General features: G+C 63.6%; 10 protein-coding genes. 3 read left to right on the top strand and 7 right to left on the bottom strand.

Annotated features, from left to right (window positions below):
• Positions 1 to 103 precede the first annotated feature (103 nt).
• Positions 104 to 994, top strand: coding sequence for a LysR family transcriptional regulator (locus E4O92_RS14155; protein ID WP_135190380.1), 891 nt, complete (start codon positions 104 to 106; stop codon positions 992 to 994).
• A gap of 40 nt (positions 995 to 1,034) precedes the next feature.
• On the opposite strand, the gene pcaD is transcribed toward E4O92_RS14155, so the two are convergent.
• The 4 genes from pcaD to E4O92_RS14135 are packed head-to-tail and all read right to left on the bottom strand — an operon-like array spanning position 1,035 to position 4,677.
• On the bottom strand, positions 1,035 to 1,817 hold the full coding sequence (gene pcaD / locus E4O92_RS14150; protein ID WP_135190379.1) for a 3-oxoadipate enol-lactonase: 783 nt from the start codon (positions 1,815 to 1,817) through the stop codon (positions 1,035 to 1,037).
• A gap of 12 nt (positions 1,818 to 1,829) precedes the next feature.
• Positions 1,830 to 2,126: a YciI family protein gene (locus E4O92_RS14145; protein ID WP_135190378.1), complete on the bottom strand. Its 297-nt coding sequence runs from the start codon at positions 2,124 to 2,126 to the stop codon at positions 1,830 to 1,832.
• Positions 2,127 to 2,150: 24 nt separating this feature from the next.
• Positions 2,151 to 3,281 carry a muconate cycloisomerase family protein gene (locus tag E4O92_RS14140; protein ID WP_206076873.1) on the bottom strand — a complete coding sequence of 377 codons (1,131 nt, stop codon included), beginning with the start codon at positions 3,279 to 3,281 and terminating at the stop codon, positions 2,151 to 2,153.
• Between the two features lie 31 nt (positions 3,282 to 3,312).
• The gene (locus E4O92_RS14135; RefSeq protein ID WP_135190376.1) at positions 3,313 to 4,677 is read right to left on the bottom strand and encodes an MFS transporter; all 1,365 of its coding nucleotides are present in this window, start codon (positions 4,675 to 4,677) and stop codon (positions 3,313 to 3,315) included.
• 112 nt (positions 4,678 to 4,789) lie between these two features.
• Here E4O92_RS14135 and E4O92_RS14130 point away from each other — a divergent pair, with 112 nt between their 5' ends.
• Positions 4,790 to 5,701 (top strand): LysR substrate-binding domain-containing protein, encoded by a 912-nt coding sequence (locus E4O92_RS14130; protein ID WP_167759794.1) that lies wholly within the window; start codon positions 4,790 to 4,792, stop codon positions 5,699 to 5,701.
• A gap of 76 nt (positions 5,702 to 5,777) precedes the next feature.
• On the opposite strand, the gene E4O92_RS14125 is transcribed toward E4O92_RS14130, so the two are convergent.
• Positions 5,778 to 6,362: a YdcF family protein gene (locus E4O92_RS14125; protein WP_135190374.1), complete on the bottom strand. Its 585-nt coding sequence runs from the start codon at positions 6,360 to 6,362 to the stop codon at positions 5,778 to 5,780.
• Positions 6,363 to 6,528: 166 nt separating this feature from the next.
• On the opposite strand from E4O92_RS14125, the gene E4O92_RS14120 reads away from it, so the two are divergent.
• Entirely contained in the window at positions 6,529 to 7,842 is a 1,314-nt protein-coding gene (locus E4O92_RS14120) for a M20/M25/M40 family metallo-hydrolase (RefSeq protein WP_167759793.1), read from the top strand.
• A gap of 30 nt (positions 7,843 to 7,872) precedes the next feature.
• Here E4O92_RS14120 and E4O92_RS14115 read toward each other — a convergent pair whose 3' ends face one another.
• Positions 7,873 to 8,838 (bottom strand): cupin-like domain-containing protein, encoded by a 966-nt coding sequence (locus tag E4O92_RS14115; protein WP_135190373.1) that lies wholly within the window; start codon positions 8,836 to 8,838, stop codon positions 7,873 to 7,875.
• A 293-nt stretch (positions 8,839 to 9,131) separates the two neighbouring features.
• Positions 9,132 to 11,849 carry a TonB-dependent receptor gene (locus E4O92_RS14110; protein ID WP_167759792.1) on the bottom strand — a complete coding sequence of 906 codons (2,718 nt, stop codon included), beginning with the start codon at positions 11,847 to 11,849 and terminating at the stop codon, positions 9,132 to 9,134.
• Positions 11,850 to 12,050 lie beyond the last annotated feature (201 nt).

The raw sequence follows: 12,050 nt of genomic DNA, 5'->3' as shown, positions 1-12,050 counted from the left end.
GTACAGATGTCATGGTATGCTCGCGCTCGGCATGTCGGAAGGCGCATGAATTGCAATTAATAGTTGCGTTTGACGCCATGATGGCCAACCTCCTTCTTCTTCCATGACGACGCCCGATTTCAATTTATTGATCACCCTCGACGTTCTGTTGACGGAGGGGAGTGTGGCGCGCGCAGGCCGGCGCCTGGGCCTGAGTGCCTCGGCCATGAGCCGGGCGCTGGCGCGGTTGCGATCGACTACCGGTGATCCGTTGCTGGTTCGCGCAGGCCGGGGCCTGGTGCCAACTCCACGAGCCATCGAGCTGCGGGACCGCGTGCGCCAGCTGGTGCATGATGCCGAGTCCGTCCTGCGTCCGGCCGAGGCATATGACCTGCAAAAGGTGAGCCGCACTTTCACGCTGCGAACCAGCGACGGTTTTGTCGAGAACTACGGGCCTGCGCTGCTGCTCCTGGTGGGCTCGCAGGCGCCGGGAGTTATGCTCCGGTTCGTCCAGAAGCTGAACAAGGACAGCACCCCGTTGCGCGATGGAGCCGTTGACCTGGAGACTGGCGTGATCGGGTACGAGACCGGACCGGAAGTCCGGGTGCGGGCATTGTTCCGCGACCGTTTTGTCGGTGCCGTGCGCGCCGGCCATCCGCTGACCCGCGCGCCGGTTACTCCCGATCGCTATGCGGGCGGTGCTCATGTGCTGGTGTCGCGTCGCGCAGGTGTGACTGGTTTGATGGACCAGCAACTGCGCCAGCTGGGTTTGGAGCGAAACGTTGCCACGACCGTCGATGGTTTCGCGTCCGCGCTTGCCCTGGCGCGCGGAACCGATTTGATCGCGACGGTACCGGATCGGCACACACGGAACCTTCGGGCAGGCATGGCTTCGTTCGCCTTGCCATTTGACGCTCCCGAAATTACCGTGCACATGCTTTGGCATCCACGAATGGATGCCGATCCAATCCACCGTTGGTTACGAAACTGCGTGCATGAGGTTTGCAGTGCTTAACAACACCTGACCCCGAATTGTCCCGTCCGTCCCGCAGGTGTCAGTCCGCCAGCAGGAAGCGGATCACCGTGTCGGCAAAAGCCTCCGGTTGCTGCTGGTTGGACAGGTGCGCCGCATCGAGTTCGACATAGCTCGCATGCGCAATCTCGCTGAGCAGGTACTGCGCATCGGCTGGTGGCGTCGGTAAGTCGCCACTGCCGGCAATGACGAGCGTCGGCGCGCGGATACCGCTGACTTGCTTGCGCAGGTCGTTGTCGCGCACCGCGATGCAGTTGGCCGCGTAACCTTCGGCCGGCGTGGCGCCAAGCATCGCAATCAATGACTGCACCTGTTCAGGATGCGCCAGCGCGTACTCCGGTGTCAGCCAGCGCGACACGACCGCTGGCGCGATCGAGGCCACGCCATCGCGCCGCACCGCCTCGGCGCGCGCCGTCCAGTTGTCGTGCGGTCCAATGTAGGCAGCCGTATTGCTCAGTACCAGACGGTCGACGCGCGACGGCCGGTGCAGCGCAAGCCACATGCCGGTGATACCGCCCATCGACACACCGCAGAAGTGCGCCCGCCCGATGCCCAGGTGGTCCAGCAGGCCGCACACGTCGCCGCCCAGTTGGGCGATGGAGTAGGGGCCTGGCGTTACCTCGGACTGGCCATGGCCACGTGTATCGTAACGAATCACGTAGAAGTGTTCGCTTAGCCGGGCAACCTGCGGGTCCCACATCTCAAGCGACGTGCCGAGCGAATTGGACAGCACCAGTGCGGGCCGGGACCGGTCCCCATCGACCGCGTAGCGCAGCTTCACATCATTCAGTTGTGCGAACGGCACGATGTCTCCCCGTCAGATGTAGCACTTGCCGTCGACATAGGCCTTGCGCCAGCGGCGGATCTCAACGCGTTCGAACAGGCTCGCCGCGGTGAACGGATCGGCTGCGATCAGCGCTTGCGCTTCGGCGCGCGTCTCGACGTCCACCACATACACACCGCCGCCGGCATCGGTACCGTCGTCGTTCAGCTTCGCGCCGCAGGCCAGCAGCTTCGGCGCGATCTCCTCCAAAAAGCGCAGGTGGTCCGGGCGCGCCTGCTTTCGCACATGCTGGTGGTCTGGTTTGTCAAAGGTCTCGATAATGAAGGGCATAGGGGTCTCCCGAATCTTGTGCGTTTATTGGGCGCGGCGGTACTTGCCGCCATCGCGCCGGTAGTAGGCGAGCTTTTCTTCGTCGATGGTCATGCCGTAGCCAGGGCCTTGCGGTACTTGCAGGTGGAAGTCCTTGAAGATCGGCTGTTCGACGGTGATCGTGTCCGAGAACAGCAGTGGCCCGAACAGCTGGCAGCCCCAGTCGAGCCGGCGCACCGTCGAGAACAGCTGCGCGTACGCCGACGTGCCGATGCCGCCTTCAAGCATCGTGCCGCCGAAGAGCGAGATGCCGGCCGCTTCCGCGATGGTCGCGACCTTCCGGGTGGGCAGCATGCCGCCCTGCTTGGTCACCTTGATCGAGAAGGCATCGGCGGCGCCGCGGCGGGCGAAGTCCAGCGCGCTTTCGACGGTGTCGATGGCCTCGTCGGCCATGATCGGGACGGCAAAGCGTTCGCACAGGCGGCGCATGCCCTCCACGTTCCAGCGCGGCAGCGGCTGCTCGACCACGGCGATGCCCGCATCTTCCAGGCGTGGAATCGCCCAGGTGGCCTGCGCTTCGTCCCAGCTCTGGTTGGCGTCCACGTGCACGCGGGCGCGCTCGCCGAGCGCACGCTTGATCGCGGCAGCACGGGCGACGTCGTCGCGCACGTCGGCCTTGCCGACCTTGACCAGGAAGAGGTTGTGCTGGCGTTCGTCGAGCTTCTGCTCGGCGAGCTCGATGTCGCGCGGCGCATCGCCGTTGCCCAGCACGAGCAGCACCTGCAGGCGATCGCGCACCGCGCCACCAAACAGCGCCGACGCCGGCACGCCAAGCCTGCGCGCGGCCAGGTCGACGCATGCCATCTCGAGTGCGGCCTTCGGATAGTGGTTCTCCTTCAGGCATGCGTTCATCTTCTCGTGCAGGATTTCGAGCTCGCCCGGGTTCAGGCCGATTACGGCCGGCGCCAGGTACTGGTCGATGACGACCTTGATCGCCTCGACCGTCTCGCTGCCGTAGTGCGGGATGACCGATGCCTCGCCCAGGCCTTCGTTGCCCTGTTCGTCGCGCACTCGCACGATCACCAGTCCCTGGCTGTTAATGGTCGCCATCGCCAGCTTGTGCGGGCGGACCGTGGGCAGGTCGACGATGATAGTTTCGACTGAAACGATTTGCATTGTTATTACCTCTGGTTGATATGGGGCCGGCTCAGCGGGCAGCGCCGTGGACGCGGCCTCGCACGCTCACGAGGAGCGCCAGCGCGGACAGCCCGAGCATCACGCCGATCACGGCCAGGCCGCCGAACAGGCTGCCGGTCATATTGCTCGACCAGCCCACGATGATCGGGCTCACCAGGCCGCCGATGGCGCCGGCGCTGCTGATGAAGCCGATGCCGCCGGCCTTGGCTTGCGGGGCCAGGTACGCCGGTGGGATGGTCCAGAACACGGCCAGCGCGGCCCAGGCGCCGCCCGAGACGATCGCCATCAGCGCCAGCGTACCGGCGACGCTCGTCGATGCCAGCGGCAGCAGGAACAGGCTCAGGCCCGCTGCAAACATCGACAGCGCGAAGTGCCAGCGGCGCTCCTGCCGGCGGTCCGAACTGCGCCCAATCAGCAGCACCGCGACGATCGCGGCAGCGGGCGGAATCGCGGCCAGGCCGCCAATCGTTGTGATGCCAAGGCCGAGGTGCTTGAGCAGGGTGGGCGTCCACAGCGACACGGCCTGCGTGCCGGCGAGGATGGACAAGTAGGCCAGTGCGAGCAGGTAGACCTTCGGGTCACGGAACGCCTGGGCCAGCGAACCCTGCTTGCCGGCATGCGGCGCCGCTTCGGTCGACAGGCGCTCGCGCAGCAGGCGCTTTTCGTCAGCAGTCAGCCAGCGGGCATCGTCCGGTTTATCGGTAACGTAGAAGTAGCAGAAGATGCCGAGCAGGATGGCCGGGATGCCTTCGTACATGAAGATGAGCTGCCAACCGCGCAGTTCGTGCAGGCCGTTCAGCGACATCAGCCATGCCGAGAGTGGGCTGCCGACCACGCCGGCAATCGACGCGCCCATCGCAAAGAGCGAGGTCGCCCGGCCGCGGATCTCGGGCGGCAGCCAGAAGCTGAAGTACAGGATGATGCCGGGGAAAAAGCCGGCCTCGGCGGCGCCGAGCAGGAATCGCATGACATAGAACTGCGTCGGCGTGGTGATGAATGCCATGCCAACCGAGAGCGCACCCCACAGCACCATGATGCGGGTAAACGTGAGCCTGGCGCCGATACGGGCCAACAGCAGATTGCTCGGCACTTCGAACAGGAAATAGCCCGCAAAGAACAGGCCGGCGCCGAGTCCGTACACCGCTTCGCTAAACGAGAGATCGCCCATGAACTGCAGCTTGGCGAAGGCGACGTTGCCACGGTCGATCTGGGCGATCACGTAGCCGAGCACCGCCAATGGCACGATGCGCCAAGCGATCTTCCGGTCGAGGGCGCGCTTGGCGGCATCTGGCGCTGCGGCCTTCGGCGGGGCGGCTGTTTCGTGTTGGTCGAGCAGGTCGCTTGCGTCCGCCTGCGCTTGTAGTGTGGGTTTCATGCTGTCTCCTCGTGTTTATTCAAGAAGATTTTCATCCACCAAATCGATTGCGTCCAATAATTAAAAAGCGCATCATTGATAAGAATTTCTGATCAATGCTGTGGAGATGAAGATGGACTTGCGATGCCTGCGTTCGTTCGTGACGCTCGCCGATACCCTGCATTTTGGCCGCGCCGCCGAACGCCTGCGCCGGGCCCAGCCTGCGCTGACCCAGCATATCCAGCGGCTCGAAGAGGAACTGGGCGTGCGCCTGTTCGAACGCGGGCCGCGCAACGTGAGCCTGACCCCTGTGGGCGCGCAGTTCCTGGTCGAGGCACGCAAGGTGCTGGAACAGGTGGAACGGGCCGCGCTGGTGGCGGCGCGCGCGCAGCGCGGCGAGGTCGGGAACATCGAGCTCACTTACGTCAGTTCGATGGCGTATTCCGGGATCCTGCCGCAGTTGCTCGCCGCGTTCGAGGGAATCGCGCCGGACGTGACCATCGGCCTGACCGAAGCCGATCAGCAATCGCAGATGACGTATCTGGAGGAGGGACGCGCCGACGTGGCGCTGGTGCGGCTTCCGCTGAGCCACCTGCCTGACAATTTTTCGACGATCACTGTGCGCAAGGAGCGCGTGGTCGCCTGTCTGCGCGAAGGACATCGGCTGGCGCACCGGCCGGTCGCGGTGCGGGAACTCGCCGATGAATCATTCCTGGCGACTCACCTCGAGGAAGGGCATGGCTTTTACGATACCTTCGTGCGCATCTGCCGCGCCGCCGGCTTCGAGCCACGGATCGCCAGCCGGTCGCACCAGTTCGCAACGATCGTCGGCCTGGTCGCCGCAGGCCGCGGGATTGCGCTGGTTCCGGAATCGGTGAAGAAGCTGACGGTTCCGGGCGTCGTGTATTCCGACCTGATCGGACCAAGCATCACGTCCGATGTCGCAGTCGCGTTTCGTGCGGACGGAAACGCGCCATCGACACAGCGACTGCTCAAACTCTGCGCCGAGCTGGGCGACAGTGCGTCTATCCGTACAACTGGATGAGGCGCGTCGGACCGCGCGATGCCGCTAGTGGCCAGCCTGGGTAGGGTGCCCGGGTCAAACAGCCACTTTGTGTCGGTCAGTCGCGGTTATCCAGGACCGGCCCGATCTCCTCCAGGAACCCTTTGGCCAAGTAACGGGGGATTTTCTCGAATTCGCCGAGCACGCGGCGGCGAAATTCGTCGTGCTGGTGCCAGCACTCGGCAGGAACGCCGAAATAATTGACCGGGTAAACCGACAAATGCAGACCAGGCCAATGCCGTTGCAACGTCATCAAATAGCGCCGGGTCGAGCAAATCTTCCCAATGACGAGAACACTTCTGATGGTGTCCAGGTCCATTATTTCCGCCACCCTGGCGCGGCCGAACCGCACGTTTTCGCCAGTGTTTGTCGCCGCCGTTTCGAGAATGAGTGCCGATTCGGGTATCCCGAGTTCGATAAGCCGTCCACCAATGACTTCGGCCTCTGCGAGGGATGAGCCTTGCGTCCGTCCACCGGATACCAACAGGCGGCTAAACATCCCGTCCTTCCAGAGCGCATAGGCCGCCTCACAAAATTCGGGCACCCCATGACGGGTTCCGAAAACAAATCCGAGATCCGATGGCCGCACCGGAAGTGACGGCATGATGTATTTAGCAATGCGCTGCAAATCGTCGGGCGACATCCATTCCTCCCAAAAGATGCCTTTATTCTACCGTTCGGCATTCTCGCCAGCGCGCCCATCCGTGCAACGGCTGGAAGAGGCGCGGACATTAAGATCCGACCATTGGCTTGCCATGTGCTAGCATTGCTTGCATTATTGCAACCCAAAATCAACACGGAGACTATTCATGCAGGTCGCAGCACGTCTTTCCGCACTGGCGCTCGCTCTCGGCGCCGCCTTCAGCGCGCCTTGGGCTATGGCCCAGAATTCCAACCCCGCAGCCGAGGTCGAGCGCCTTTTGGCCAGCCCGGCTTTCAAGACGGCTGCGGCGACCATCGACAAGGAACATGAGCGCATCGTCGAAGACGGCATCAAACTGGCCGAAATCCCGGCGCCGCCGTTCAATGAAGCAGCGCGCGCCAAGGTCTACGAAAAGATGTTCAAGGACGTGGGCCTGGCCGACGTGAAGATCGACGCGGAAGGCAACCTGCTGGGGATTCGCAAGGGCGCCAAGGGCGACGGCAAGTTCGTCGTGGTGTCGGCCCACATGGACACCGTGTTCCCCGCCGAGACCGACGTCAAGGTGAAACGCGAAGGGACAAAGCTGCACGGGCCGGGCATCGGCGACGACACGATGAGCCTGTCGGTGCTGCTGGGCTTTATCCGCGCAATGAACGCCGCCCATATCAAGACGCGTGACGACATCCTGTTCGTCGGCACGGTCGGCGAAGAAGGCCCGGGCGACCTGCGCGGCGTGCGTTACCTGTTCACCAAAGGCCAGTACAAGGACAAGATCAAGTCGTTCTTCTCGGTCGAGTCGGGCGGCGTGGACAGCATCACCAATGCGGGCGTGGGCTCCAAGCGCTACCACATCACCTTCAAGGGCCCGGGTGGCCACAGCTACGGCGCCTTCGGCCTGGTCAACCCCATGTTCGCGCTGGCCCAGGCCGCGTCCGCGTTCTCGCGTACCCAGGTGCCGGCCTCGCCGAAGACCACCTACAGCATCGGCCTGCTCGGCGGCGGCACTTCGGTCAACTCGATTCCCGTGTCAAGCTGGATGGACGTCGACATGCGCTCCGAATCCCCCGCCGAACTCAAGCGAGTGGAAGATCGCCTGTTGAAGATTGTCCAGGAGGCGGCCGACAGCGAAAACTTCGCCCGCTCGACCAGGGAAGGCAAAATCACCGTCGAAGCCAAGCTGGTCGGCGACAGGCCGGGCGGCGAGACGGCGGTGGGCTCGCCTCTCGTGCAGACGGCAAAGGCAGCCATCGAAGCCGGTGGTTACAAGTTCGGGTACCGGAGCAGTTCCACGGACTCGAACATGGCGATGAGCCTGGGCGTTCCCGCGCTCACCATCGGACGCAGTGGCCCGGACAAGTCCGGCCGTGCACACTCGCTCGACGAGTGGATCGATGTCGAGAAAGGGCCGATGGTGAAGGCCATGACGACCAGCCTGTCGATCATCCTGGCGACGACCGGCGTTGAGCTGGACGGCAAATAAGTCATTCGCAGCAAGCGGGGCAGGCTGCGGTTAGCGCGTAGGGCGTGCCTTGCGAAGTACGCCCTGCTTGTGCTCCGGGAGATGTGCTGACGGGTCCTGCTCGGGATCGAAAACGTAGTGATGGAAGATCGCACCCCAGGCTGCGCGCACTTCCGGCGGCTGGTGCTTCATCGCTTTGAGCGCGGCGACCAGCGCCTCGAAGCTGCCGCACGCATCTGCCGCCGGCTGCTCGTTCTTCCACCAGTAATTGACCATCATGTTCAGCACCCCGTTGGACTGCACGTGATGCCACCACAGGGTGGGGATGTAGAGCGCGTCGCCCGGCAGCAGGTCGGCCACCAGCGCGTGCTGCAAGGCTGTGCGAAAGCGCGGATGCTTTTCATAGTCCGGCGCGCTGAAATTGACCATGCTGATCGGCGTGGGTGTCGGTGCGAAGTCCAGCGGGCCGATATACAGGTTGCCCACCTGCTCCGGTGGGAACAGCGTGAAGCGGCGCTGTCCGCTGACCACGCAGGCCAGGTTGTAAGATTCGTCGAAGTGAGCTGGCGTGGTGATGGTATTGCCCAGCCATAGGCGCGGACGCACCGACGGCGGCAGCGCCGGCGCCACATTCTCCGCCGCGAAGCGCGGCATGCATTCATCGATCAAAGCACTCTGGATCGCCACCGACGGTGGCGCCTCGAACTGCGAATAGCGCGCCAACTGCTCGATCACGCGCGCCACCGGCACCTTGTTGCGCACAAAGTTGAAGCCTTCCATGTCCGGCTTGTAGAACAGCCGTCCCTGCTCAAAGGGCGGCGTCATCACCGCATCGACTTCGTGGTCGTTGACGTGGCCGAGCAGGTACTGGCACAGCGTCTCAGGCGACTGCCGCGCCTTCTGCACCGCCGGCCAGTGGCGCACGAAGCCGCGCAGGATGGCGGGGCGATAGCTGCCTGCGACGATACTTTCGAAGCGGGCCGGGTCGAGGTCGCGGTATTCGGCAGGCGAGTTCATGCAACGTATGATGGCATAAATAATCACCGCTAAGTGTGGGCGGTTGTTGCAGCCCCGCGCACGCTTCGAATTGGCGAAGCCCGTAACCGCAGCACATCGTAGGGTGCGCACCTGTGCGCACGCGGTCACCGCATACCGACTTGCGGCTACTGCTTCTTTACGCAACGTTCGCGAACCGCGTGCGCACAGGTGCGCACCCTACGAACCCACACTTACCGGAGACAGTGCATAAAATAACCCGCCAGGGCAGGGAAGCCGTGGCGGGTCCGAAACAACGATGACGTCAGGATAAATCAGTACTTGATCCGCACACCGGCGTAGTACTGCGCGCCGTTGGCATAGAAGCGCGCCGGCTGGTCCTTGTTGTAGATGTAGTTCTTCAGGATCGGGTTATTCAGGTTCTGGCCACTGATCGTCAGCACGATGTTCTTGCTGATGTTGTAGTTGAACGATGCCGCCAACGTGCCGGTGTCATCCTGATAAAGCGGCGTGCCGCGATCCTGCGCGGCCAGGAAGGCCGAACGCCACGAGTAGCTCACCCGCGCGTTCCAGGTGTCGTTTTCGAAGAACAGGCCGCCGTTAGCGGTGGTCTTCGAGGCGCCCACCATGTCGCATGGATTGCCGCTGGTTGCGGTCTGCATGGGAGGGCAGGAGTTCAGGTGCGAATCGGCCAGCGTGACGTTGCCATCCAGGCCGAAGCCCATGCCCAGCGGTACCTGCGCCGCCAGTTCCAGCCCCTTGACCTTGGCGCTGACGTTGATCGGCGAGGTGATGGTGTAGGTGGCGAACACCGCCTGCTTGCGTTCCTGCGAAGCGCGGGTGTCGATGAAGGTGCCAGTGCTGGTGCCGTAGCCCACGTAGTCCTTCAGGTCCATGTAGAACAGGCCGGCCGACAGCAGTGCGTGCGGCGCGTAGTACCACTGCAGCGTCAGGTCGAGGTTGTTCGACTTGACCGGCTTGAGGGCCGCATTGCCGCCGTTGCCGGTGTGGGTTTCGTCGGTCAGTTCCACCGTGCCGCCCAGTGCGCCGTAGTCAGGACGGGTCATGGTGCGCGACAGGCCCACGCGTGCGACCACGTCGGATCGCAGGTCGAACTTCAGGTTCAGGCTGGGCAGCGGGATGGTGCTGTTGTTGCCGGTCGCGGTCTGCTGCACGTAGCCGCCCCACGGGAAGGCTGGCAGGTTGCCGCCGACCGGTTGGTTCGGCAGGATTTGGTAGCCGTTCGAGGTGCCTTCGGTACGCACCACGCGCAGGCCCACGTTGCCGCTCCAGCCTTCGCCTTCCATCTCGCCCTGGACGTAGAATGCCTTGGTCTTTTCCTTCAGGTTGAACATGTCAGGGTAGTAGGTACGGCTGACGTCACGGTTGGAGTGCAGCGTGCCCCATGCGTCCAGGATGGCCCGGTCCAGCATCCACACGTTTTTCGGGAAGTCGCCACCCAGGTCTTTGGCGAAGTTGCCAGGGTAGGTGGTGCCGTTCCAGGCCGGGTTGGTGCTGCTGCCGCCCACATCGGTGTTCGCCCAGTTGGGACCCTGGGCTACTTCGAAGTTGGTGCGGGTGTGTTCGGTGCCGCGCAGGCCGAACCTGATCTCGTGGAAGGCGCCTGCGTTGAGCTGGAAGGCGGCGTCGATCTGGCCGTAGGTTTCCTTGTCGTCGGTGCTGGCCGGCGCGCTGCCGAACACCCAGTCCAGGATGGTGCCGGTGAATACGCTGGTGTTAATGCCCGGGAGCTTGACGGTCGCCGGCGAACCCAGGCCGTTCAGGGTGTAGACGAGGCCGGAGTTGTTGATGTCGCCTTCGTACACGCCCTGTTGCGGCGTCACGCCCTTGCCCTTGGTGCTGCCGACCTTGGCGGTGATGGTCAGGTTGCTGGTCGGGCGCCATTTGCCGTCCAGGTCGAAGAACTCGGATTGGGCGTACTCGCCGTTACGCACGATCTCGTCGACGACCCCATAGCGCAGCGGCGAGGCGGTGGTGCCCTTGTTGGTGAACGACGCCGACACCAGCGTGCCGTTGCGGATCACATAGCCCGGGTCAGGTGCGACGCCGGAACCCAGCGCGCCCGAACCGTTCATGTCGATCATGTAGTTGGTGTTGTAGTTCGAGGCGTCCATCTTCGAGCGGAAGTAGGTCGCTTCCAGGTTGAAGTCGCGGCTGGGCTTGAACTGCAGGTCGATCAGGCCGCCGGTGCGGTGGCGCTCTTGCTGGAACAGCGCGGAGCCGATCAGGCGCGGGAACCAGACGTGGGCCAGGTCGGGATGGGCCTTCAGGGCCGGGTTGTCGGGCTGGACCTGCGTCCATTGCAGCAGTTCCTGGCCGTCGCGGCGCAGCGAACGTTTTTCAGAGAAGCCTTGCGCCATCAGGCCCAGGGTGCCCTGTTCGTTCTTCCAGTTGAACAGGACGTTCACTTGCGGATCGGTCTTCTTCGGCAGCGTGGCGTACACCGCTTCCACGCCCGCTTCGAGCGAGATCGGCTGCCTGAAGTCCAGCGGGTGACGGGTGCGGATGTCGATCGTACCAGACGAGCCGCCTTCCACCTGCTCGGCGGTAGGGGCCTTGTAGACCACCACCTGGCCGACGATTTCCGACGGCAGCAGCGAGTACGAAGTGGAACGGCCGACCGCACCGCCTACCTGGTCCAGCACGAACCACTCGCCCGACGAGACGGCGTGGCCGTTGATCAGGGTCTGGGTCAGCGACGGCGCGGTGCCGCGCAGCGATACGCGGTCGTTTTCATCGAAGCCGCCCGAGCCTGCGCCCGAGGTCGAGATGTTCACGCCTGGCACGCGCTGCAGCGAATCGGCCACGTTCTTGTCGGGCATTTTGCCGACGTCTTCCGCGGTGATCACGTCCACGTTGCTGGAGGCGTTGCGCTTGACGGAGAGCGACTGCTGCAGCGAGCCGCGGATGCCGCTGATGACGACAACGGCGTCCGGCTCCCTGTTATCGGTAGTGGCCTGCTGCTGTTGCTGGGTCTGGGCCTGGGCATTCATCGCCACGCTCAGCGTCAAGATGGCCGCTGCTGCCGCGATAGGCGTCAGTTTGGGCAATTGGGTGCTATTTGAATTGTGATGCACATTCCCTCCCGTTGATGAAGGCTCCCCCGAGCCAAACGATTGTTGATGTGTCATTCGCGGTGATGGCGGCTGTCTCGGATTTCCATCGCCGCTTTTACTTCTTCTTTACCACCTTCAAAACCAATTCAACGCCAA

The organism is Massilia horti (genome assembly GCF_004614195.1).
Taxonomy (GTDB): domain Bacteria; phylum Pseudomonadota; class Gammaproteobacteria; order Burkholderiales; family Burkholderiaceae_D; genus Telluria; species Telluria horti.
The sequence above is the reverse complement of the archived record's forward strand: the minus strand, read 5'-3'. Positions and strand labels throughout refer to the sequence as shown.